Origin of the sequence: Salinicola aestuarinus (assembly GCF_003206645.1) — a bacterium.
GTDB lineage: Bacteria > Pseudomonadota > Gammaproteobacteria > Pseudomonadales > Halomonadaceae > Salinicola > Salinicola aestuarinus.
The window spans coordinates 302318-326692 of the sequence record NZ_PZJP01000001.1; the positions used below are offsets into that span (position 1 = coordinate 302318).

At 65.3% G+C, this 24375-nt stretch carries 13 protein-coding genes; 5 read left to right on the forward strand and 8 right to left on the reverse strand.

Translation table 11 applies throughout. The features are described from left to right. Positions 1–4: 4 nt before the first annotated feature. Positions 5–9046 carry a GH36-type glycosyl hydrolase domain-containing protein gene (locus DOM41_RS01325; protein ID WP_157956808.1) on the forward strand — a complete coding sequence of 3014 codons (9042 nt, stop codon included), beginning with the start codon at positions 5–7 and terminating at the stop codon, positions 9044–9046. Positions 9047–9098: 52 nt separating this feature from the next. Here the strand turns inward: DOM41_RS01325 and DOM41_RS01330 are convergent, their stop codons facing one another. The 3 genes from DOM41_RS01330 to DOM41_RS01340 form a co-directional block, all read right to left on the reverse strand. Beyond that, positions 9099–9995, reverse strand: a complete 897-nt coding sequence (locus tag DOM41_RS01330; protein WP_110685039.1) for a DMT family transporter — start codon at positions 9993–9995, stop codon at positions 9099–9101. A 43-nt stretch (positions 9996–10038) separates the two neighbouring features. Further along, positions 10039–10578: a GNAT family N-acetyltransferase gene (locus DOM41_RS01335; protein WP_245391693.1), complete on the reverse strand. Its 540-nt coding sequence runs from the start codon at positions 10576–10578 to the stop codon at positions 10039–10041. Positions 10579–10689: 111 nt separating this feature from the next. After that, positions 10690–11856, reverse strand: a complete 1167-nt coding sequence (locus DOM41_RS01340) for a diguanylate cyclase (RefSeq protein WP_110685041.1) — start codon at positions 11854–11856, stop codon at positions 10690–10692. A gap of 301 nt (positions 11857–12157) precedes the next feature. On the opposite strand from DOM41_RS01340, the gene bioB reads away from it, so the two are divergent. Then, a complete protein-coding gene (gene bioB / locus DOM41_RS01345) occupies positions 12158–13231 on the forward strand; it encodes a biotin synthase BioB (protein WP_110685042.1) in 1074 nt (357 codons plus the stop codon). A gap of 481 nt (positions 13232–13712) precedes the next feature. Then, the gene (locus tag DOM41_RS01350; protein ID WP_110685043.1) at positions 13713–15848 is read left to right on the forward strand and encodes a TonB-dependent siderophore receptor; all 2136 of its coding nucleotides are present in this window, start codon (positions 13713–13715) and stop codon (positions 15846–15848) included. 106 nt (positions 15849–15954) lie between these two features. Here the strand turns inward: DOM41_RS01350 and DOM41_RS01355 are convergent, their stop codons facing one another. Beyond that, complete coding sequence (locus tag DOM41_RS01355; RefSeq protein WP_110685044.1) at positions 15955–16716, reverse strand: IclR family transcriptional regulator; 762 nt, start codon at positions 16714–16716, stop codon at positions 15955–15957. A gap of 113 nt (positions 16717–16829) precedes the next feature. Here DOM41_RS01355 and DOM41_RS01360 point away from each other — a divergent pair, with 113 nt between their 5' ends. Continuing rightward, positions 16830–18002: an MFS transporter gene (locus DOM41_RS01360; RefSeq protein WP_110685045.1), complete on the forward strand. Its 1173-nt coding sequence runs from the start codon at positions 16830–16832 to the stop codon at positions 18000–18002. Between the two features lie 55 nt (positions 18003–18057). Here the strand turns inward: DOM41_RS01360 and DOM41_RS01365 are convergent, their stop codons facing one another. The 3 genes from DOM41_RS01365 to DOM41_RS01375 all read right to left on the reverse strand — a co-directional run bounded on the left by DOM41_RS01365 (position 18058) and on the right by DOM41_RS01375 (position 21577). Beyond that, the gene (locus tag DOM41_RS01365; protein WP_110685046.1) at positions 18058–19074 is read right to left on the reverse strand and encodes an SIS domain-containing protein; all 1017 of its coding nucleotides are present in this window, start codon (positions 19072–19074) and stop codon (positions 18058–18060) included. An 85-nt stretch (positions 19075–19159) separates the two neighbouring features. Beyond that, positions 19160–20140 carry an ROK family protein gene (locus DOM41_RS01370; RefSeq protein ID WP_110685047.1) on the reverse strand — a complete coding sequence of 327 codons (981 nt, stop codon included), beginning with the start codon at positions 20138–20140 and terminating at the stop codon, positions 19160–19162. Positions 20141–20149: 9 nt separating this feature from the next. Continuing rightward, positions 20150–21577, reverse strand: coding sequence for an APC family permease (locus tag DOM41_RS01375; protein ID WP_110685048.1), 1428 nt, complete (start codon positions 21575–21577; stop codon positions 20150–20152). A gap of 204 nt (positions 21578–21781) precedes the next feature. Here DOM41_RS01375 and DOM41_RS01380 point away from each other — a divergent pair, with 204 nt between their 5' ends. Next, the gene (locus tag DOM41_RS01380) at positions 21782–22957 is read left to right on the forward strand and encodes an ROK family transcriptional regulator (protein ID WP_110685049.1); all 1176 of its coding nucleotides are present in this window, start codon (positions 21782–21784) and stop codon (positions 22955–22957) included. Positions 22958–23048: 91 nt separating this feature from the next. Here the strand turns inward: DOM41_RS01380 and DOM41_RS01385 are convergent, their stop codons facing one another. After that, positions 23049–24311 (reverse strand): D-mannose isomerase, encoded by a 1263-nt coding sequence (locus tag DOM41_RS01385; RefSeq protein WP_110685050.1) that lies wholly within the window; start codon positions 24309–24311, stop codon positions 23049–23051. Between the last annotated feature and the right edge of the window lie 64 nt (positions 24312–24375).

Consider the following 24375-nt stretch of genomic DNA (forward strand, 5'->3'; position numbering starts at 1 on the left):
ATCAGTGAGCCTCTGGACGCGCTTTAGCCGCCCCTCTACCGCGGATAGGCCATTCTGGGATACCTCCCACCCCGTCAGAGAGGCGCTCTTCGGCCCGGAACGGCTCGAGCAGCACGCCGAGAGCTTGGCGAGAGCGCAGCCGATCACCGCTCAGCCGCCACGCGTCGAGCCGCTGAACCAACGGCTGGGCGTCAACATCAAGGCCCTGGGAGCGATCTATCACCGCCTGAGCGTCGACGCGGCTCACCGGCGCGATACCGTGCCCGCCGCCGAGTGGCTGCTCGATCACTACCATCACGTCGAAAAACACGCCGGCGACATCCGCCGAGACCTGCCGCCGGGCTACTACCGCCAGCTACCCAAGCTCGCCGACGGCCCGTTCACGGGGTATCCGCGCGTCTTCGGGCTGACCTGGGCCTTCGTGGCGCACACCGATAGCCGCTTCGACGCCGTCACGCTGATCCGCTTTCTCGATGCCTATCAGCGCGTCCAGCCGCTGACCATCGGTGAGCTGTGGGCGGTGGCGATCTCACTGCGTCTGGTGCTGGTGGAGAACGTCCGGCGCCTGGGCGAGCAGATCGTCGAGGCACGGAATGCCCGCAATGCCGCCGACGCCCTCTGCGAGCGGCTGCTCGCGCCGGACGCCGACAGCAGCCGGGTACTCGCCGAGACCGACCCGGACAGCCTGGGTAGCGCCGCCGACCACTTTTTCGCCCAGCTCGCCAAGCGTCTGCGCGACCAGGATCCCGGGCGGTCGCCGGCGCTGGCCTGGCTGGAGCGGCAGATGGCGCGCCGGGAAACCACGTCCACGGTGGTCGTGCAGCGTGCGCTCCAGCGCCAGGGGGCTTCGAATGTCAGCGTGCGCAACGCCATTACGAGTCTGCGCCACATTGCCGACTTCGACTGGGCGACGCTGGTCGAGCGGGTCAGCCTGGTCGATCGCCGCCTGCGTGCACGCAGCCGCTTCGGGGAGATGGATTTCGCCACGCGTGATCGCTACCGCAATGCCGTCGAGCAGCTCGCCCGCGGCACCGATCACGACGAGCTGGGGATCGCCGAGCGAGCACTCGATGCCGCCGCCGTCGCACCGCCGCCAATGACGCCGCCCGCCCAGGCCACACGCCTTGCCGACCCGGGCTACTACCTGATCGCCGAGGGCCGGACCGACTTCGAGCGCGAGCTCGACTTTCGCACCCCGCCCGCGCTGCGCCTTCGCCGGCTGGTGCTGGACATGGGCCTTGCCGGCTACGCCGGTGCCTGCTGGTTTCTGACGTTCGCGCTGCTGGGGCTGGCGTACTGGGGGCTCGATGCCGCCGGGCTGATCTCGGCCTGGGCCTGGGTGTGGCTCACACTGATGGTGCTGCCGGCCAACGATATCGCAATGTCGCTGGTCAATCGTATGCTGGGCATGGGCGTCGGCGGCGAGGCGCTGCCGGGACTCGCGCTCGCCCGAGGGGTACCGGCGTCATTGAGAACGCTGGTGGCAATTCCGGCGATGCTCGGTGACGCCGAGGAACTGCACGAACTCGCGGAGCGCCTGGAGGTGCACTATCTCTCCGGCAGGAATGGCGACGTGAGCTTTGCCCTGCTGCTCGACGATGTCGATGCCGCCAGCGAAACGCGCCCGGATGACGCCGAGCGCCTGCACACTGCCCGCGACGCCGTGGCCGCACTCAACCGCCGCCACGGCCCCGGCCCGGCCGGCACGCGCTTTCTACTGCTGTATCGTCGGCGCCAGTTCAACGCCGGCGAGGGTCATTTCATGGCCTGGGAACGCAAGCGCGGCAAGCTCGCCGAGCTCAACCGGCTGCTGCGCGGGGCCACCGACACGTCATTCGTCGCCATCGACGGGGAGACCCCATGGGTGCCCACCGACGTCCGCTACGTGGTCACCCTCGACAGCGACACCCGCCTGCCGCGGGACACCGTCGCCCGGCTGGTGGGCAAGATGGCCCACCCGCTCAGTCAGCCGGTGCTCGATGCCGAGGGCCGTGTCACCCACGGCTACGCCATTCTGCAACCCCGCGTCACGCCGTCCCTGCCCATTGGCCGTCAGGGCTCCCGCTACCAGCGGCTCTTCTCCGCGCCGGGCGGGCTCGACGTCTACAGCGCCGCAGTGTCGGATCTCTACCAAGATCTCTTCGGTGAAGGGTCTTTCGCGGGCAAGGGCATCTATGCCGTCGACGCCTTCGAGATGGCGCTGGCCGGACGGGTGCCGGAGAACAGCCTGCTCAGTCACGACCTGCTCGAGGGGATCTTCGCCCGCGCCGGACTCGCCTCCGACGTCGAGGTGGTCGAAGCGGAGCCGGAGCGCTACGACGTCGCCGCACGCCGCCAGCATCGCTGGGCCCGCGGCGACTGGCAGCTACTACCGTGGCTGGTAGGCAAGGGGGCCGACCGGCGCGCGCTGGGGGCGGTCGGCTGCTGGAAGGTCGCCGACAACCTTCGGAGAACACTGCTCGCACCCAGCCTGTTCGCGGCCTTCGCCGTCTGCGCCGCGTTCCAGGCACCGGTCGCCGGGGTCGCGGTACTGCTGACCCTCGCCGCGCTGATCATCCCGGCGCTGCTGCCGATCAGCTTCGCGCTCAAACCACGCCACCGCGACGGAGACTGGCGCCATCACCGGCGAACGGTCTTGCGTGACCTGAAGCTGGAGACCGGTCGCTGCCTGCTGAGCGTCGCGCTGCTGGCCAACCAGACCTGGCAGATGCTGGACGCCATCGGTCGCACGCTCTACCGCGTCTATGTCTCACGTCGGCATCTGCTCGAGTGGACCACCGCCGCTGCGCTGGCCAAGGACCGCACCCTCAGCGTCGCGAGCTTTGCCCGGGCCATGGCCGGCGGCGCGCTGCTCGCGCTCATTGTGGTGCTGATCCTCGCGCTGTTCGAAACGCCGGGCTGGCCCCTGCTGCTGCCGCTGCTCGCGGCCTGGCTCGCCGCGCCGCTGATCGCCCTCTGGACCAGCCGCGCGCCTGCCGACACCACCGACAATCTCAAGCTCGATACGACTCAGGCGCGGGCGCTGCGCGACATCGGCCGGCGCACCTGGCAGTTCTTCGAAACGTTCGTCACGCCGGCTTCCCGCGCGCTGCCGCCGGATAACTTCCAGTTCGACCCCAAACCGAAGATCGCCGAGCGCACCTCGCCCACCAATATCGGGCTCTACCTGCTCGCCTGCGTCGCCGCGCGCGACTTCGCCTGGATCGGCACCCGCGGCGCCGTCGAGCGACTGGAGGCGACGTTCGCCACGCTGGATTCGCTGGAGCGCTGCCGTGGCCATCTCTACAACTGGTACGACACCGCCAGCGGAGAGCCGCTGGAGCCACGATATGTCTCGGCGGTGGACAGCGGCAATCTCGCCGGCCACCTGATCGCGCTGGCCAACGCCTGCGAAGCCTGGGTCAAGACGCCCCGGGTGCCCGACTACCGCGAGGGGCTGATCGACACGCTGCACCTGCTCCATGAGGACGCGGGGCAGGACGAGTCGCTTACCCAGGCGACGCGCGCTGACCTGCTCGACGAGATCACGGCGCTGATCGCCCGTCTCGAAAGCGATGTCGATGATCATGCCCAGGCAGAGAGTGCGGCCACCGACGTGCGTCAGTGTCTGACGGCATGGCGCGAGCGGCTGGCCACCGACGCCACCCAGGAAGCCCAGCGGGAGGCCGACGCCCGTCACGCCGCCAGCGATGACGCCGGCGGGGTCAAACTGGCATCGGAGGCGCCTGCCGACGAGGCCGACGACACGACGCGTCGCGCGCCGATCGCCTACTGGCTGGGACGGCTGGAGCACTGCCTGGACGAGCATGCGGCCGATGCCGTCGCCGAACCGGCGGGCCAGCCGTCGCTGACAGCGCGACTGCTGGCCCTTGCCGAACGCGCCCGTACGCTAACCCGGGAGATGGATTTCGCGTTCATGCTGGTGCCCGAGCGCAAGCTCATGGCGATCGGCTATACCCCGCGGGAGGATCGACTGGATGACGGCTGCTACGACCTGCTCGCCTCCGAAGCGCGACTGGCGAGTCTGGTCGGCATCGCCAAGGGCGATCTGCCCACTCGCCACTGGTTCCGCCTGGGCCGGGCGGTGAGCCCGCAGCGTGACGGCGTGGCGCTGATGTCCTGGTCAGGCTCGATGTTCGAGTATCTGATGCCGTCGCTGGTCATGCGCGCACCCCGAGACAGTCTGCTCGAGCAGACCAATCGGCTGGTGGTGGCATGCCAGCAGCGCTACGCCAACGGCAAGGGCGAACCCTGGGGCATCTCGGAGTCCGCCTACAATGCCCGCGATCTCGACTTCAACTATCAGTACTCCAACTTCGGCGTGCCGTCGCTGGGACTCAAGCGGGGGCTGGCCGACAATTTCGTGCTCGCCCCCTACGCGACGGCGCTGGCGGCAATGGTCGCCCCGCAGGCCGCGCTGGAGAACTTCGCGCGGCTACGCGAACTCGGCGCCGAAGGACGCTACGGCTTTTTCGATGCCATCGACTTCACCCCAACCCGACTACCGATGGATCGTCGTTTCGAGGTGGTCCGCAACGTCATGGCCCACCACCAGGGCATGACGATCGTGGCGATCGCCAATGCCCTGCTCGACGGCCGGCTGCGCACGCACTTTCACGCCGAACCTATGATCCAGGCCAGTGAGCTGCTGCTCCACGAGCGGCTCCCCCGCGAAGTGGCGACACTCCCCTCGCCCAACGACGCCGAGCCGGTGGTCGTGGCCGAACCCGCCACCGCTGAAGCCGCGGTTCGCAGCCTGACCGGCGTGCCGCTGGCGCAGCCGCTGACCCACCTGCTCTCCAACGGCCGCTACTCGGTGATGCTGACAGCGGACGGGACTGGCTTCAGCCGCTGGGGCACGCTTGCCATTACTCGCTGGCGCGAGGACCCGGCGACCTCCGACTGGGGGAGCACCATCGGTCTGTATCACCGCGAGAGCGGCCAGCGCTGGGCCGCGGGCGGACGACGTCTGCCGACGCCGGGGGAAGTCGACGATGCCACCTACAGCGTCGATTTCGCCGAGGATCATGCGCGTTATGTGCGCAACACCCCGGCGTTCACCACGGCGCTCGACGTGCTGGTCTCCGGCGAAGAGGACGGCGAAGTGCGCCGGGTGACGATCACCAACAACACCGACCAGCCGGCCACGATCGAGCTGACTTCCTACGCCGAGCTGGTGCTGACCACGCCGCCGGCAGACGACGCTCACCCGGCCTTCGCCAAGATGTTCGTCGAGACCGATACCCTCGAGGCGTATCAGGCGCTGACGGCGACACGACGCCATCGCGACCCCACCGAGACACCCATCTGGGTGGGACATTTCGCGCTGATCGACGCGGGCACCGAGCGCGTCGATGAACGCGAGGAGCGCGACGCCGAGGGCACATCGACGATCCCGTCATCGTCCGGCGCGGCGGCATCGACGCGCCGCGACTTTCAGTTCGAGACCGATCGCGCACGTTTCCTGGGTCGTGGCCGCAATCTTCAGAATGCCGTCGCGCTCATGCCGGCTGGCGAGAACCAGGGCATGCCACCGCTGTCACGCCGCGTCGGCGCGGTGCTCGATCCGGTCTTTGCGCTGCGCTACGTGGTGCGGATTGCGCCCAACCATGCCGCCCACGTCGATTTCTGGACCGTCGCCGCCGACAGCCGCGACAACCTGCTGGCACTGATCGACCGCCATCAGGATGCCGGCGCCTTCGAGCGCGCCAGGACGTTGGCCTGGACCCAGGCCCAGGTGCAACTTCGCCATCTCGACATCACCCTCGACGAGGCCTCGGACTTCCAGCGCCTCGCCGCCCCGATCCTCTATCACGACGCACGGTTTCGCGCCGGCGAAGAGACGCTGGCGCGCGGTCTGTCGATGCAGTCCGACCTCTGGCCAATGGGGATCTCCGGCGATCTGCCGCTGGTGGTCCTGCGCATCGCCGATACCGAGGAGGTCGGCTGGGTGAACACGCTGCTGCGCGCTCAGGAGTACTGGCGAGCGAAGGGGCTGGGCGTCGATCTGGTCATTCTCAATGAGCGTTCGCACTCCTATCTCCAGGAGCTGCAGGATGCGATCGACACCGCCGTGCGCACCAATCTCTCGCCGCCGCAGCCGAGCAGCCAGCCGCCGCAGGGCTCGGTGATCGTCCTGCGCGGGCACCAGTTGAGTCCCGCCGCCCATGCGCTGGTACTGTCAGTGGCGCGTGTGGTGCTCAAGGCGCACAAGGGCCCGCTGCATCGACAGCTCACCGCGCTGCTCGATGTCGACGGCGAACCGCCCATGGAGAGTCGCCGCGACGCTCGCCCGCTGGCACCTCTGGATCACAAGGGCCGCCGGACGCCCGACGGCAGGACGGGAGCCCTGACGAACGGAAAGAACGGCATCAAGATCGGGGCCCGGCTGGGCATCAAGACGAGCGCGAAAGAGGACGCCAAAGAGAGCCCCCGAGCGAACCCCAGGAGCGATGGTCGCCCAGAGACGACGTCGCCAGCCGACGCCGGGGGCAGGCCCCTTGCGGGGGCCTCGGACCCGCACGCCTCGAATCCACGAGACGCGGCTCGACAGGCACCGGCCCAGCACGCGCCCCAAGAGACCGCTCTCAGCGACGCAGCGATCGATGGTCCCCCGGTGGAAGACCTCGAGTTCTTCAACGGTATCGGCGGCTTTGCCCGTGACGGGCGAGAGTACGTCTGCGTGCTCGATGACGGCGCCACCACGCCGCAGCCGTGGATCAACGTCATCGCCAACCCGGGCTTCGGCTTCCAGGTCTCCGCCGAGGGCAGCGGCTACGTGTGGGCGGACAACAGCCGCGACAACCAGCTCACGCCCTGGTCCAACGACCCGGTGAGCGACCCGGCGGGCGAGGTGATCTACGTCCAGGATGCCGATAGCGGCGCCATCACCACCGCCACCGCGGCGCCGTGCCGGACGCCGGGCGAGCGCGGTCGCTATGTCGCGCGTCACGGCTTCGGCTACAGTCGCTTCGACCACGATACGGCGACGCTGTCGCTCTCGCTGCTGCAGTTCGTGCCCAGGGAGGACCCGATCAAAGTCTCCCGGCTCACGCTGACCAACCGCAGTGACGCGCCACGACACCTGATCGTCACTTACTACGCCAACTGGGTCATGGGGAACTCAAGGGCCAAGACCGCCCTCTATCTGACACCGGCGCACGACGCCGATACCGGCGCGCTGCTGATGCGCAATCCGTGGAACATGGCGTTCCCCAATCGGGTCGGCTTCGTCGACCTTGGCGGTCGGGCCCAGCAGTGGACTACGGATCGCCGCGAGTTCCTGGGGACGGGCTCACTCGCCGCCCCGGAGGCGTTGACCCGCCGTCGGCCGCTCAGCGGATGGGCCGGCATCGGCCGCGACCCGGCCACCGTTCTGCAGTGCACGCTGACGCTTGCGCCCAACGAATCGGTGACACTCGACGCCTTTCTGGGTCAGGCAAGCGACGCCGAGACGGCGCGGGCGCTCATCCAGCGCTACCGCGAGGCGGATCTGGCCGCCGAACTCGAGAGCGTCGAGCACTACTGGCGCGAGCTGCATGCCTCGCTGCAGGTGCGTACCCCGGACCGAGCCATGGACGTGATGCTCAACGGCTGGCTCACCTATCAGACGCTTGCCTGCCGGGTCACGGCCCGCTCGGCGTTCTATCAGGCAAGCGGCGCCTACGGCTTTCGCGATCAGCTCCAGGACGGCATGGCGCTGACCTTTGCCCTGCCGGAGCTCACCCGCCACCATCTGCTGCGCGCCGCCGGCCGCCAGTTCGTCGAGGGCGACGTGCAGCACTGGTGGCTGCCGCACTCCGGACAGGGCGTGCGTACGCGCATCGCCGACGACCGGGTATGGCTCGCCTTCGCCGCTGCCACCTACGTCCAGGCCGCCGACGACGAAGCGGTGCTCGACGAGCCGGTGGGCTTTCTGGAAGCGCCGAAACTCGCCGCCGGCGCCCACGACGAGTTCTCCCAGCCCTCACCGGCGGACGAGACCGCGCCGCTGTTAGAGCACTGCGTGCGCGCCCTGGATCAGGCGCTCGAGCAGTTCGGCGAACACGGCCTGCCGCTGATCGGCACCGGCGACTGGAACGATGGCTTCAACCGGGTGGGCGAAGGCGGGCAGGGCGAGAGCGTCTGGCTGGGCTGGATGCTACTGCGCACGCTGACGCTGTTCGACCCGCTGATCAGCCAGCGCGACCCGGCACGCGCAGACCGCTGGCGAGACCGCGCCGAGGCGTTACGAGACGCGCTCGAGACCCACGCCTGGGATGGCGACTGGTATCGCCGCGCCACCTTCGACAACGGCGACTGGATGGGCTCGAAGGCAAGCGTTGAGTGCCGCATCGATGCCATCGCCCAGTCGTGGTCGGTGCTCTCCGAGCGCGCCGACCCCGAGCGCGCCGCCCGCGCCATGGACTCAGTCGCCGAGCATCTGATCCGCGAAGAGGATGGTCTGGCGCTGCTGTTCACGCCGCCCTTCGACAAAAGCGAGCAGGAGCCCGGCTACATCAAGGGCTACCCGCCGGGACTGCGCGAGAACGGCGGGCAGTACACCCACGCCGCCACCTGGACGATTCTTGCGCTGGCCAAGCTGGGCCAGGCCGAGCGGGCGCACGCGCTCTTCGCGATGGTCAACCCGGTCAATCATGCCCTCACGCCTGAGGCAGTCGAGCGCTACCGCGTCGAACCCTACGTGATCGCCGCCGACGTCTACTCCGAACCGCCCAACGTCGGCCACGGCGGCTGGACCTGGTACACCGGTTCCGGCGGCTGGTTCTACCAGGCCGGTGTGCGCGGCATCCTGGGGATTCGCCGCGAAGGTCGGGAGCTCATCGTCGCCCCCGTCATCCCCGATGACTGGCCGGGCTATGCCGCCACCGTCGAGCTGGAGGGCGGCCGCGTGGAGATCCGCATCGAACGGGCCGAAGCCGGCGAGCCTTCAGGCGTCACACTGGATGGCCAGACGCTTGAGAACACCGGCGAGGCACGCGTCGCGCTAGATGGCCAGGCGCACAAGCTGGTGATGCGACTGCAGAATACGGAAGGGGTGTCGTGACGTGCCTGACCCGGCTGGACGATCATCAGGGAGCCTACACGTAGTCACTCTCTTATCGCGTCACCACCAGCAATCCAGCCAGCAGCAGCGCCCCACCCACGAGAAAGCTGGCCGTGATCGGCTCGCCCAGTACCATCGCCCCGAACAGCACGCCAAATACCGGCGACAGAAACGAGAAGATGCCCAGTTGAGAAGCGAAGTAGCGTCGCAGCAGCGCAAACCAGAGCAGTAGCGCCGCGAAAGAGATGACCAGCGTCTGAAAGGCAAGACTGGCGATCGCGACGCCGGTGATCTGGGCACGCCCGAGATCGCCCAGCAGGGCGCTGGCGGGCAGCAGCAGCAGGCCGGCAACGCAGAGCTGATAGCAGAGCGTCTGCACAGGCGGCGCGTCGGACAGCGACGAACGGCGTATCACCAGCGTGGTCGCGGCCCAGGAGAGACCGGCCAGAAGTCCCAGACAATCGCCGATCAGAAGGTCGCCGGCGTTATCGACGTCAGTCGACGGGGCCATCGCGAATGCCATGCCGCCGAAGGCCAGGGCAACACCGAGCCACTGGCGCCGCGAGAGTTGCTCTCCCGGCACCTGAAAGTGCAGCCCCAGGGCGGCGAAGATCGGCGCCGTATAGAGAAATACTGACATGTGCGAGGCCAGCGTATAGTCGAGCCCGCGCGCCACGAAGACGAACTCTGCCACGAACCCCAGCCCCACCAGAACGCCGGGGCGGACATGTGCCCGCATGTCGTCCCACCGAATGCCCTGCCGGTGGGCAAGCATCACGACCAGTAGCGCGGCGACAGAGGAACGGAGCGCAACCTGCACCAGCGGGGACATATCCGCGGCAACGGCTTTCATGGCGACCTGCTGAAAACCGAATGCCAGGCAGAACAGGACCATCAGCGCCCCGGCCTGCAGATCCAGGCGCCGGCGCACCGCCCCGCGCTGCGTCATTGGCGTCGTTTCACTCGGCGGCCCCGTCCTTGGCATAACGCCGCTACCACTCTTCTGCGGTGAGGGCGTAACGGTCGTGGTCGCGCCAGTCGCCGGCGATCTTCAAATAGCGCGGGGAGTGGCCCTCGAGCCGGAAGCCGACCGAACGCACCAGTCCCGCCGAGGCGCGGTTGTCGGGCTGGATATTGGCCTCCAGCCGATGCAGACCGTGTAGACCGAACGCCCTGTCGATCACCCGCGCCATTGCCTGTTTCATCAGGCCCTGGCCGCTATGCGGTGTGAAAGCGTAGTACCCCAGAGAGGCCGACTGAGAAGCCCCGCGGACGATATCGTTGAGGTTGATACAGCCGATGAGCTGATCGCGCTCATTGCGGGCGAGGTAGCTGAAACGGTTATCCGCCGCGTATCTCACCAGGTGCGCGGCGAAGCGCTGCGGACTGTCCGGCGGGTCGACCCAGTCGCGGAACAGCGCTCGACTGCGTAGGACGGCGTCGAGAAACGTTGTCTCGTCGCTGGGTCGGACCTGAGAAACGGTGAGCGTCATGTTGGGGCTTTTCCACCACATCGACAGGGAGACAGACATCTTTTGCCTGCCGTCGGCGATCGTCAATCATGGCCGAATCGTCATCACGCCACCGACGCCATGACGTCGGCCTCTCCTTTGCGACCGGGCAGTGCCCACATCCGCGCCAGATCAGGACTCACTGCCATCGGCAGGGCGCGAGTCGCCGTAGCCGAAGTAGACCGTACGATTCCGCCCATTCGCTTTTGCCCGATATAGCGCCTGATCGGCGCATTTGAGTAACCGTTCGATGCCGTAGGTGCCGAAATCGGGGAACACAGTGTCAATGCTCGACACGCCGACGCTAACCGTGACATAGGCGCCCTCGCCAACGGCTTCATTGGGAATTCGCAACCGCTCGATCGCTTCACGCAGCCGCTCTCCCAACAGCCTGGCCCCCGCCTCGGTCGTACTGGGCAACACCAGCGCGAACTCTTCCCCGCCATAGCGCACCGCCAGATCGGCGGGCCGGCTGAGCACACTCTTCAATGCCTGCGTGATCTTCTGCAGACAGCGGTCACCGCCATCATGGCCATAGCGATCGTTGAACCGCTTGAAATGGTCGACGTCACACATGACCACGGCCAGTCCACCGGACACCCGCGAGAGGCGCGACCATTCGCGCTCCAGTGCCGCATCCAGCGCCCGGCGATTGGCCAGCCCGGTCAGCGCGTCGGTATTGCTTAGCGTCTCGAGATACTGATTGCTCAGCGTCAGCTCGTCTTCGGCGTGGTCGATCTGCTGGCGAAAAAGATAAAGCATGAACCCTGACAGCATCATGACGCCGACCACACTACCCGCGTACATGATGTCGACCCACGGCGAGGGCACCGGAGCGATCACGACATCCCGGGTGAAGAGATAATGCGAGCCGATATACTGGCCGCCAAACAGCGCCATGATGAGTGCATAGACGCGCCCGCGCAGGTGCTGGTAAAGGAAAACCAGCACGGAAGCCAGCGCAAAATAGAACAGATTCACGCCAGCCTCGGTGCCGATCAAGGCGGTGACCACGAAAAGCTGGCTCCCCCCCACCGCGAGCAGCACGTTGCTGGCCGCGCTGTGCCGTCGTCGATGATTGAACAACAGCACCGACAAGTAGCCCGTCATGAAGCCGATATTGGCCAGAAAAACGCCGCCATACACGGAAAAGTCGTAAAAAAAATAGAACAACTGATAGGGAATCGTGGCGACGGCGCCGAAGAGCCCCACCTGATTAGAAAGCGCGATCTGGCGACGCAATCGGAACGGATTTCCCTTCATACCCGGCGACCATAATTTCTTGATCTTCTCGATCATGGGACCGCCTGCCTGGCATTGAGAAAGAGGGATCGCACGCGACTGCTCGGTGGAGTGATGGTCATCATTCTATCGGCAGTGGTTTAATTTTCATTAGGCTCCCACCGTCTGGCTAACAATTTAGCGTAGCTCTCACTCAGCGAACTGCCATATCGTCACCGCGAAAGGCCCACCCCTTCGATGAAAACTGGTGTCGGTGTCGATACCGATCCAACTGTCAACCTAATAAGATTTTTGAAGTTGACCATAAACACTGGCAGAGTCACTGTTATCTTTTTCGACACCATGGAGTTAACAGTTAATGACCGGCTTTCGATACGACGTCGCCACTCAGGAGCCGTTACGTCACGACTGGCAGCGCCACGAGATCGAGGCACTACTGACATTGCCGCTCAACGAGTTGCTGTTTCGGGCGCAGAGCGTGCACCGCCAACACTTCGATCCCAACGCTGTCCAGATCTCCACACTGCTATCGATCAAGACCGGCGCCTGCCCCGAAGACTGCAAGTACTGCCCGCAGTCCGGCCACTACAACACTGGGCTTAGGCGCGAAAAACTAATGCAGGTGGAGGCAGTGCTGGAAGAGGCGCGCCGCGCGAAGACGGTGGGGGCCAGCCGTTTCTGTATGGGCGCGGCCTGGAAGAACCCGCGGGCGAAGGACATGCCGTACGTGCTGGAGATGGTACGCGGCGTGCGCGCCATGGGACTCGAGACCTGCATGACGCTGGGCATGCTGACCCGCGATCAGGCCGAAGCGCTGGAGGCGGCCGGGCTGGATTACTACAACCACAATCTGGACACCTCACCGGAATACTACGGCGAGATCATCACCACCCGCACCTACGCCGACCGGCTCGAGACGCTGGATCACGTCCGCCAGTCCGGCATGAAGATCTGCTCCGGCGGCATTCTGGGCATGGGCGAGAGTATCAACGACCGCGCCGGCCTTCTGCAGCAGCTCGCCAACCTGCCCACCCATCCCGAGAGCGTGCCGATCAACATGTTGATCCGCGTTCAGGGCACGCCGCTCGAGAACGTCGAGGATCTCGACCCGATCGATTTCATTCGAACGATCGCCACTGCCCGCATTCTGATGCCCGCCTCTCACGTGCGCATGGCGGCCGGCCGCGAGCTGATGAGCGATGAGACCCAGGCCATGGCCTTCTTCGCCGGCGCCAACTCGATCTTTTACGGAGAGCGGCTGTTGACCGCGCAGAATCCTCAGGCTGCTCACGACAAGCGTTTATTCGAGCGCCTGGGGCTCTATCCCGAGCAACGACACGATGTCGATGACGCCACCCACGAGGCCGTGCTCAACGACCGGATCCGCCAGGCGCAGGTCGCGGCCATGACCACCGATGCGACCGCGCGCTGAGAACAAGGTCTGATAGCCGGGAGGCACGCGGGGATAGGCGGCAGACAGGATTGTCGCCTGACGCTGAAGTCGAATGCGGCAGCGAAGGGCAATGATCAGCAAGTTGTTCCATAAATTCAGGCAAGAGAAGAAGCCTGGGAAGCCACTGCCGGCAACACGGGGAGAGCGTCGAGCAGTACGAGGTTTTCAGTCCCTCGGGTTATATCTCTGGTCATGACTCACGTCATTTTCGCGCGACAAATCGGCGTCTCCGGCCCCCATTGGCGTAAGCGATTTGACGTCTTTCGTCGTTTCAACACGCGCTGGCGTCGATAAACCCATCGCTCGACCGGCCCGCGTCAATCTGGCTACAAATGCGAATGCAACTGAGAAAAATTATCATTATTGACTGACCACTCCCCCCTGCGGATAATCCCTGCGCCCGCCCACAACAAACCGCGGGTTAGATGACAAGGGATCAATCACTTTGGGGAACATCATGATGAGCGGTCGCAATCGCCCGATCATGAGTCGCGAGAATTCGACCGGGTGGCACCACACCACGACGGCGATTCTCGTTGGCTCAGCACTATTCACCCTTCCCGCTACCAGTCATGCCCAGCAGACGGAGAGCGATGACGGCAAATACCGTCTATCCCCGGTCATCGTCAACGCTCAGGCACCCGCCGATAACGATGCTGATACCGTTGTGGCACGTGAACTGTCGGTCGGTGGGAAAGTCGCCACGAGCCTTCAGGACACCCCCGCCTCCGTCTCGGTGATTACCCAGAAAGAGATCGAACAGCGCGCCGCCCAGACGACCGAGGAAGTGCTGCAGTACACACCCGGCGTTGTCTCCGGCTACTACGGCTCCGATGACCGCAATGACTACTTTCAGATTCGCGGCTTCGATGCGACCACGTATCGCGATGGCATGACGCTCGGCTCCATGCGTGGCGTGCGCGAAGATCCCTATGCCTACGAGCGTGTCGAGGTGCTGCGTGGGTCGAACTCCACGCTGTTCGGCCCTGCCGATCCCGGCGGCTCGGTCAACTTCGTCAGCAAACGTCCGCGGTTCGAACGATTCGGCAACGGCTTCCTCTCCTACGGCTCGTTCGATCATAAGGAAGCCGGCCTCGACGTCGGTGACGTCGTGGACTCGGGCCAGACGCTCGCCTATCGCTTGACCGGCAAGATTCAGGACAGCGACCGCGAGTACGATCGCTCGAAGGACAACAGCGGGCTGCTGATGGGGGGACTGACCTGGGAGCCCACGGATCAGACCACGGCGACGCTGATCGTGGATTATCTCAGTCGAGACAACACGCCCAACAGCGGCGGCTATCCGCTCGACAAAGAGTACGACCGCGACGACTTCTTCGGAGAGCCCGGTTTCAACGACCAGGATGTCGACCGCACCAGCGTCACCGGCCAGCTTCGCCACGACTTCGACAACGGCCTGACGCTGCGCGCCAACCTGCGCTACAGCGATCTGGAAGACAACTTCCAGTACGTCTATATCAACGATGTTGCTGCGCGCACCGGCACGGTCGTGAACCGCGACTACTTCGGTACCGATACCGAGGCTCACGAGTTCATCGGCAATACGATCCTTCAGTACGACAACAGCGTCGGCGAGATCGACAGCAGCACCCTGGGCGGTGTCGAGTACCGCGACGCATCGACCGATACGCAGTCGATCTACGGGAATGCGACGCCGATCGACATCGCTAACCCCACCTATACCGGCGGTCCCGACGAGCTGACGATCTACCGGTACGAGCATCAGGATTTCAAAACCCGTTCGGTGTTCCTGACCCAGAACCTCTCCTTCTATGATCGCTTCGTGCTGAGCGCCGGGGTGCGCAATGACGCGATGGACCTCTCCAGCGAGGGAGCATCCTACGGTGACCGGTTCGATGACAGCGACGATTTCTCGGAAACCACCTTCCGCGGTGCCCTGACCTATATCGTCAACGACGAACTCTCCACCTACGTCAGCTACGTCGAGTCGGTCGCACCGCCGGAAGTCGGTGTCACGCCAGAACGCGGAGAGCAGCAGGAGATTGGCGTGAAGTACTCGCCCGACGGGATGAACGCCCAGTTCTCGGCGGCGGTGTACAACCTCGAAAGAGACGATGTGACGATTGCCGTCGTCCAGGACAACGGCGCCATCGATCAGCAGACTGTCGGCGAATCGCGCGCGCGCGGTCTCGACCTGGAGGCCAAGGCGGAGCTGACCGACAACCTGAGCCTCGTCGGTGGCTACTCCTATCTGGATGCGGAAGTCGAAAAGGGGACGCTCCGGGATGGCACCTCGATCAAGGGCAACGCGCTCCAGACGGCCCCTAAACACACCGCCAAGCTGTGGGGCTATTACACGCTACCCGGTGAGGACATGAGCATCGGCCTTGGCGCTCGCTACACCGATGGCTACTACTACGACGCCGCTAACACCTCGAAAAGTGACTCGGCCACGCTGTTCGATGCGGCCTTCGATTACCGGATCGTTCAGAACACCGATTTCACGGTCAATGTCAGCAACATCTTCGATGAACAGCACGTCGTCGGCACGGGCACAGCCAACTACTACAACCCGGGCCGCGAGGTTCGCGCGAAAGTCAGCTACAACTGGTAACGCCGACTTTCCCGTCGGCAATCGCCCCCAGCGGCCTCGTCCGTTGGGGGCGATTGTCTCTCCCCTTCTGCTGGCTTGCAGGCCGATTGGCGTTGACGCCCCCTCTTTAAACGCCCCCCACCCTGGCTTCGATCTCGGCCTGGCACTGACGCAGAGCCGCTTCCAGGGTCGTGCGCTGGCGGTCGAAGCGTTGTGCTGGCACGGCCAGTGAGAGCGCATAACGCGCTCCCGCGCCGGTGCGTAATGTCACGCCCAGTCCACACACGCCCTCGGCATGCTCCTCCCGATCGGCGGCGATGCCTGCGATGCGAGCACTTTCCAGGTCCTTGTCGAGCGTCTCACGCGCGGTCAGCGTCTGACCGGTTCGCGCGTCCAGCCTGGCATCCGCGAGCAGTGGCTCGAGCTCCTCAGGGGGGAGCGAGGCCAGCAGTGCCTTGCCATGGGCGGTACAGTGAATCGGGAAGGCCGTACCAATCGGCGAGACGACCCGCAGCTCCTGATCCGACGGATACTGATCCACCGAGACCGCATGGAGACCGCGATAGACGCTGAGGTCCACGGTCTCGCGGGTGCGCCGCCCCAATGCCTCGACGAACGGCCTCGCGATCTGCGCGATATCGACATGCGCCGCCGCCGCCAACCGGGCCAGCGCGGGTCCCAGCCTGACCCCCTCGGCAGAACTCAATACCAGCTGCTGCGCCTCGAGCGAGACGACCAGCCGATGCACGGTGGTTCGCGGCAATCCTGTCACCTTCGCGATCCCCCCCAGACTCATGCCCTGCGGTTGCCCTTCCAGGGCATTGAGAATCGCAGCGGCACGCGCCACCACCTGCTTGCCCCCGCCGTCACTTACCCTCGCCTCGGTCATGCCCTCTCCCCGCCGATTTCTGCGTTATCGCCAGCCCCAGCCGGGCTTCAGCTTGACAGGATATCGGTTGCCGACCAGCCTGACACCATTCCTACTGGTGGAACAGCGTACCGATGAGCGGACAATCTGACATTTCTCGCCTGGGCAATTTCACACTGCTGCTGGTGGCCTGCCTGACCATCATGGTCGGTTGCGTCATCGTGCCGGGGCTACCGGACATCGCCCGCCGACTCGGCGTTCCGCACGCCGCCAGCTGGCTGGTGACCCTTCCGTCGCTGGGTGTAGTGATCTTCGGTACACTGGCCGGCAAGCTGATCCAGCGCAAGGGGCTATACCGCGCGCTCTGCATCGGCCTGTTTCTCTATGGGCTGCTGGGCGCGGCGGGCGCTTTTCTGCACGGTGTGGTGATGGTCTTTACCGACCGCTTGCTGCTCGGTGGTGCCACGGCGATCGTCATGGCGGCGGGAACGGGGCTGATCTCGTCATTCCATGACGGCGATGCCCGGCTGAAGATGATTGCCAAACAAGGCATGAGCATCGAGCTGGGCGGCGTGGTTTTCCTGAGCCTGGGTGGCGTTCTCGCCGGGTTGGCGTGGTTCTGGCCCTTTGCGCTCTATCTCTTCGCCTGGCTGATGCTGGTGTTGGTGTGGCTGTATGTGCCGGTGCCCCCCACTCGGAAAGACCCGGACGACGATGAAGAAACCCGGCGTCCGCCCAGCAACGCCATCAGGCGCATCTATGCCGCCGCTTGCGGCTCGATGATCGTGTTCTTCACCGCGGTCATCGTCTTGCCCTATCAACTCCACGCGTTGGGCCTCGGAGAGTCCGAGACCGGTTACTTTCTCTCCTTCGTCTCGCTGGTAGCGGTTGGCGCCGCCGCGATCATGCCTCGCGTCATCCGAAGGCTGGGGGAGTACAACACCCTGTTGATGGCGTTCACCGCTTACGGTGTGGCCCACGGGTTGTTTTCGATCGCCGCCAATCTGCCGCTGATGGTCGCCGGCGCCATCCTCATGGGGAGCGGATTCGGCCTCTCGGTGCCGCTGGTCAATCACATGACCGTGGAACAGAGCCATGCCGCCGTGCGCGGGCGCAATCTGGCCTATCTATCGATGGCCCTGTTCACCGGCCAGTTTCTCTCCGCCTTCACCGAATTCATTCCCGGCTCACGCAGTCTGGTGTTTCTGGTCGCCGCGACCGTGGCCGGGGTCATGGGGGTCGTGCTGTGGGTCAGTCATCGGTCACATCGGCGCCAGACCAGCGCGGTCACCTCCCCTTTCCGGTGAGGCGACCGCGCGGCATGGCCCTGGCGACGCGTCCTGTGATCGCGCTTTCAGTGCGTCACAGCGTCTGAGTGACTTTGCTCAGATAGATCGGCGTATCGGGGCTCCGGCCCAGTTGGCGTGCCAGGGCCTCGATCATGACGTAGGCCGACTGAATCACGGAGAGTGGCTGAAGGCAGGCATGGCCGGTGTCGACACATGGCAGATCGGCGGCGGGGTGACCCTCGGGGGCCACGACCAGCACTCGGGCGCCCCGGGCGCGCATCTCCTCGGCAAACGACAGCGAGCCGGCCTGCTCGGCCCCCTCGGGTGCCAGCACCAGTACGGGATAGTCGGGCACGATCAGCTCCATGGGGCCATGACGCACCTCGGCGCTGGAGAACGCCTCGGCCTGGATGCCACAGGTCTCCTTGAGCTTGAGCGCCATTTCCTGGGCGATGGCAAGCGAGGGCCCTCGCGCCACGATCAGCAGCCGTTCGACACCGCTTAGTGTCTCGACGCCGAGCTGCCACTCCTGCGTCAGGGCTTCCCTCATCCGTTCGGGCAGCGCGTTGAGCGATTGTCTCAGCTCGCCGGCGTCGGCAGTGTGATCCAGCTCGCTCACCAACTGAAGGCCAGCCATCAGCATCGCCACATAGCTTTTGGTCGCCGCCACGCTGCGCTCCTCGCCAGCGGCCAGCAGCAGCTCTCGATCGGCGACGGCCGCCAGCGGCGAACCGGCGGTATTGACCACGGCCGCCGCCGAGCCGCCGCAGCGGGAGAGGTATCGGGCGGCGGTGACAAGATCAGGACTTCGACCTGACTGGGAGAACGCCAGCAGTGCGGTCGGCGGGAGTGTCAGTGGCGAGGCATAAACCCCGCTCTGTGACAGCGGCATCGCCATGCTCGGCAACCCCAGTCGTCGCATCAGCAAATGGGAGACGTAATCGGCGGCATGCGCAGAGCTTCCCCGCGCCAGCGTCATGACCAGCGCCGGTGCCGTCTGACGCCAGTGCTCGGCCAGTTCTCGCACCTGACGGGGGTCGCTGAGCATATGCTCCAGCACACCGGGGATCGCCCGGGTTTCCTCTTGCATCAGAGACACGATGTTCTCTCCTGGTTAGCGTGAATGATCGTCTCGACTGGCCGAGATGTCTTCGGGTTGGCCCCGCACCACCGGGTCACTGGCGCACGCCCACTCGGTCGAGCTGGCGGTTCAAATCCTCCAGCGTGGCCCCCGTCAGACCCGCTGAAGTCGACGCCATGACCAGGGCGCCGCGCAGTGGCGCATCGTCGGCGAACCGGGCCATCACGACCGCCGGTGGAAACGGCACAAACCGGGTCAGCACGGTATTCAATACCTGTGCTAACCGCTCGAAATGGCGGGTCATGCCCCCGGCCATGGCGATCTGCTTAACGTCCAGAGCCACGGCAAGATTCGTCACCTGCGCGGCCCAGGCCAGGATTCGACGGTCCAGCGCCTCGCTGATGCCGGGATCCTGACTGACGAACAGGTCCTGCGCGCAGGCCTGCTCACCGCAGACCTCTCGCGCCCAGGCATCCAACGCCCCGCCGGAAAAGATCGACTCCAGCGGGGCGACCCCCGGTAACTGACGCGAGCCGTCGAGCAGCGCATCGGGCGTGAGAAACGGCGACAGCATGTAGCCGATCTCCATGGCCGCCCCCCGGTCACCCTGCATGACGCGACCGTCGACGATGGACGCCGCCGACAGGCCGGTGCCCAGATTGAGATAGAGCGCATGCCGCGTCCCCGCGAGCGCGCCGTATTGTGATTCGGCGAGTGCGCCCGCCTTGACGTCGTTATCCAGCAGCACCGGTAGCTCGCTGCCCCCGGGCGTCAGGCTTTCGCGGATGAGCGGCGCCAGCGCCAGTCCATTCAAGGCTGGCGTGTTCGGCGACAGCGTCAGCTCGCCGTCACGCACGACGCCAGGAAAGACCGCTGCAGCGGCGGCAATTTCTCGACCTGAAGGCGTCAACTCTCGGGCTGCCGAGCACAATCGCTCCAGCGTCTGACGACCGTTCTCGCCAGGCAGGTGTGTCGGCAGCCGCATCGAATGGACTTCTCCGGTCGCGATGTCGGCGCACGCCACGAGACTCTTGGTGCCACCGACATCGATGGCGATGAGCGCTTGATGTTGCAACGGATGTCCTCACTCGGATGGGCTAAGCGATGCCTGCGCGCGGAACGGCCACAACCGATGCGAACGCGCCCACAGCAGAAAGCAGATGGTTCCCAGCGCGCCCCACACCAGCGACCACTCGATCGGATGGATGCCCGGCGCATTGCTGTCGGCCAGCAGATAGATGTAGACCCAGCCGACCAGGGCAATGACAGCGGGTATCGGATAGAGCCACATGCGGTAGGGCCGAGGAAGCTCCTTGCGCTGGCGCCGCAGGACGAATAGCGCCGCGATCTGCGCAACGGACTGCACCAGGATCATGACCGTCGTCAGCAGTTGAATGACGGTCGACAGATCCGTGAATCGGCCCAGCATGAAGCCGAGTGATGTCAGTAGCCCCATGCTCAAGAGGCCGGCAACCGGAAAGCCGTGTCGACGATGCAGTTGGCCAAAGGCATTGAAGAAGACCCCGTCCTGTGCCGCCTCATAGGGGATTCGCGAGCCACCGAGAAGGCCAGCGAAGACCGAGGCTACGGCGGTGACGAGGATCAGTATCGTGACGATGTTGGCAGCCGTTCCCCCCCAGGTTTCGTTGAGAACCACGGAGGCTACCGAGTTGAAGGCCGGCGACGCGGGATCGAGCATCCGGTGCCAGTCGACCACGCCGAGCACACCCATCTGCATCGTCATGTAGATGACCAACATGCCGAGGATCGCGAAGATGATCGATTTGGGAATCACGCGCCCCGGCTGCTCCACTTCACCCGCCAGATAGGCCGATGTGTTGTATCCCAGGTAGTCGTAGATGCCGATCGTCAGGCCGCCAGCCATCCCGAACCAGAACTGGCGGCTGGTGAGATCGAAGGCACCCTCGGGAAAACTGAACGCCTGCTGGACATTGAAGTGCCCGAACGATGCTGCGATCAGGCAGCCGATACTCACCAGCATCACGATCCAGAGCACGATCCCCAAGCGCGCGATCGACTCGATTCGCCGCCATAGCAGTCCAATGATTGCCCAGATCACGGCCAACCCAATGAGATCACCGGTCAAACGGCTCATGTCGGGCCAGAACCAGTCCAGGTACTGAACGAAGCCGATAATGCCGGTCGACATGATCAGCGGCACGAACAGCATCGCCGTCCAGACGAAGAGAAAGGGCAGCAGTTTCCCGGTGCGTTTACCAAACGCCTCGCGCAGGTAGACGTAGGTCCCGCCAGCGCCGGGAATCGAGGCCCCAAGTTCGGCCCATACCAGTCCATCACACAGCGCGAGTAGCGCCCCCAGCAGCCACCCCAGGTAGGCCTGCGGGCCGCCCATCACGACGATCATCGCGGGAATGGTGATGAACGGGCCGACGCCGCACATCTGGCTCATGTTCAGTGCGGTGGCAGGGAGAAGACCGAGTTTCTTTTTCAGACCGGTTGGTCGTGCCTCAGGGGTAACAGGGTCAGACATGTCAATTTGTCCTTGTTATTGCTGCTTTTTGACACTGTGTCTCAGGGCCACGCTGCGGCGCACTGCCTCCACTGTGTCGTTAGCTCGTCCGCCCCCACCAGGGCGAGCGATCCGGCTATCAAAGCATGAGGCCAGTTATTAATTCAACTTGATTGAATTAAATCGGGACGCAAGACTCGATCCTCTTTCTCGTGGCGATACCCCATGACCACTGGCACCAACGCCGAGTACACCCGACGGCACAATCGTCGCGTCATTACCGACGCGCTGCGACAAGCCGGGCGCTTGACGCGAGCCGAGCTCACGCGGCGCACGGCGCTCACCGCCCAGACCGTATCCAACATCATGGTCGAGCTCGTCGCGGAGGGGTGGGTCAAGGAACACCCGCCCGAGAAAGCCGGGCGCGGTCAGCCTCCGACGCCCTACTCGCTCAATCCCGCCGGCGGCGCTGCCATCGGTTTCCACATCGAGCAGCATCAGATCATCGCCGTGGTCATCGACATTGCCGGCGAGCCGCTCGATCGCGCCCACCAGGCTGTGCACTACCCGACACTCGACGATGCGCTGCCGCGGATGCTCGAGATGATTCGACGATTTCGTCTCAGAGCCGACCTCCCGCCGCTGCTGGGCGTGGGCATCGCCCTGCCCGGCCCCTTCGGCGTCGAGGGCATGACGGCGGCAGGGCCGACCGGACTGGCCGGCTGGGGAACGCGAGAGGCAATCGAACGCGTCCGCACCGCGACCGGCCTACCCGTGTTGATCGAGAACGATGCTGCCGCTGCCTGCATGGGAGAACGCCTGTTCGGCGTGGCCGGTGAACTGCATCACTTCGTTCACCTGCTGATCGGTAGCGGTCTGGGGGCCGGGATTCATCTCGACAATCATCTGTATACGGGGCACCGGAACAACGCCGGCGAGATCGGCCATATGGTCGTGGTTCCCGATGGCAAGCCCTGTCATTGCGGCAACAGGGGCTGCCTCGAGCGTCACGTCTCGATCTCTGCATTGCTGGAATACATGGGGCTGTCCGCCGACCACATACTGACCGAAGAGGATTTTCGGTCACCCGCGGGCGAACGGGGGGCGCGGCAGTGGCTGGAGGAGGCGATGCCGGCCATGCGGCAGGCCATCAGCATTCTGGAATCGTTGTTCGATCCCCAGAGCATCGTGATCAGCGGGCTGCTGCCCGAGCGGCTGCTCGGTGAGCTACTGGAAGGCCTGGCGCCGTTGCATCACTCCATCAGTCAACGTGCCGAACGCGCACTACCGCGGGTGCAGGCGGGTACTGCCGGACTGGACAGCGTGGCCCTCGGGGCGGGGGCCCTGGTGGTGCTGTCGCAGATCACGCCGCAGTACAGCACCCTGCTGAAAGCCGACTGACGCACCAAGCCCGGCACCTGACGGTGCCGGGCCGGTTGATCGATTGCGGCAAGCGCGGTTCGGGCAGCGCTGCCACCCCGCTACATGCCGGCTACAGCGCCCCTTCGGCGATGGCGCGCGCCAGGGTGGGGGAAATCGGCAGACGCGGGAGCAGCGTCGCCTGGTAGGCATGGTAGAGATCCGGCTTGCCGGACCACACCTCGCTCGAGGGCCGGTTGTGGCGGTCGAGCTCCTGCCACCAGCTACCCCGCTCGCGGTCGATCATGAAGCGGTCGATGTAGTCCCACAGCCGGCGATACCAGACCTCGTACGCCGCATCGCCGGTGCGCTTCAACAGCAGCGCGGCGGTGCCGGCGGCCTCGGCCAGCGTCCAGTGCATGCGTTCGTGCACCACGGGCTTATTGTCCCAGTCATGGGTGTAGATGAGCCCGGGCTCCCCGTCGACGTTCCAGGCAAGCTCGATGGCGCAATGGAACAGGCCGCGAGCATCCTCCAGTAGCCAGCCGGGCACGGTTTCACCGTGACGCAGCAGCCCGCCCTCGAGGTGCAGCATCAGACGCGCCCACTCGAAGGCGTGCCCCGGCGTGGCACCGAAGGGCCGGAACGGGTCCTTCGGGGTGTCACGGTTGTACTCGCGCCACTCGTTCCACTCGCTGTCGAAGTGCTCGACCACGCGGTAGCCGTTGGGCTCGGCGTGGTCGTGAATGATCTTTTCGACGATGGAGAGCGCGCGCGCGCGCCATCGGGGCTCCTCCAACACGTCGGAGAGCTGCAGGAAGGCTTCGGTGGCGTGCATGTTGCTGTTGCCGCCGCGATACGCCTCGTCCTCGCGCCAGTCGCGGGAGAACCCTTCGCGCAGACGGCCTTCTTCCTCGTCCCAGAAGCGGGTCTCGATGATCTCGACGATCTCGTCGAGCAGCGGCTCGGCCTCTTCCTCCCCTGCCTGCCAGGCGCTGGCCGCGGCGAGCGCGACGAAGGCGTGAATATACGCCTGCTTGGTGGTCGAGGTTTCCGGGCCGGGCCGGGTGCCGTACCAGCCACCGTGGGTGGCGTCGCGAAGCTCGCCCTTCAACGCCGCCACACCGTGGCTCACCAGCGGCATCGCGCCGGGCTCACCGCGCATCGCCGCCAGCGCAAAGCAGTGGGTCATGCGCGCGGTGATCATGGTGTCGGGCACGGCGTTCTCGGGTAGCCGGCCATCATCGTCCAGCGCCGCGAAACCGCATTCGGGATGACGCGACGCACGGTAGAAGGCCAGCAGGCGCTGGCCTTCGCTTTCGAGCCAGTGATGATGCCCCGGACGGTCGAGCCAGCTATCGACACGCGGGGGAAGATTAGAGGTCGTACCGAACATAGATTCAGGGCCTCCTTAGCCCCGCGCAGTCAGCATTCAGCCACTATTGATGATGCTTGGACGC

Bases quoted from the DNA above. Each gene is read 5' to 3' on its own strand.
- DOM41_RS01330 (WP_110685039.1), bottom strand. From the start codon at position 9,995: ATGACGCAGCGCGGGGCGGTGCGCCGGCGCCTGGATCTGCAGGCCGGG.
- DOM41_RS01335 (WP_245391693.1), bottom strand. From the start codon at position 10,578: ATGTCTGTCTCCCTGTCGATGTGGTGGAAAAGCCCCAACATGACGCTC.
- DOM41_RS01340 (WP_110685041.1), bottom strand. From the start codon at position 11,856: ATGATCGAGAAGATCAAGAAATTATGGTCGCCGGGTATGAAGGGAAAT.
- bioB (WP_110685042.1), top strand. From the start codon at position 12,158: ATGACCGGCTTTCGATACGACGTCGCCACTCAGGAGCCGTTACGTCAC.
- DOM41_RS01350 (WP_110685043.1), top strand. From the start codon at position 13,713: ATGAGCGGTCGCAATCGCCCGATCATGAGTCGCGAGAATTCGACCGGG.
- DOM41_RS01355 (WP_110685044.1), bottom strand. From the start codon at position 16,716: ATGACCGAGGCGAGGGTAAGTGACGGCGGGGGCAAGCAGGTGGTGGCG.
- DOM41_RS01360 (WP_110685045.1), top strand. From the start codon at position 16,830: ATGAGCGGACAATCTGACATTTCTCGCCTGGGCAATTTCACACTGCTG.
- DOM41_RS01365 (WP_110685046.1), bottom strand. From the start codon at position 19,074: ATGCAAGAGGAAACCCGGGCGATCCCCGGTGTGCTGGAGCATATGCTC.
- DOM41_RS01375 (WP_110685048.1), bottom strand. From the start codon at position 21,577: ATGTCTGACCCTGTTACCCCTGAGGCACGACCAACCGGTCTGAAAAAG.
- DOM41_RS01380 (WP_110685049.1), top strand. From the start codon at position 21,782: ATGACCACTGGCACCAACGCCGAGTACACCCGACGGCACAATCGTCGC.
- DOM41_RS01385 (WP_110685050.1), bottom strand. From the start codon at position 24,311: ATGTTCGGTACGACCTCTAATCTTCCCCCGCGTGTCGATAGCTGGCTC.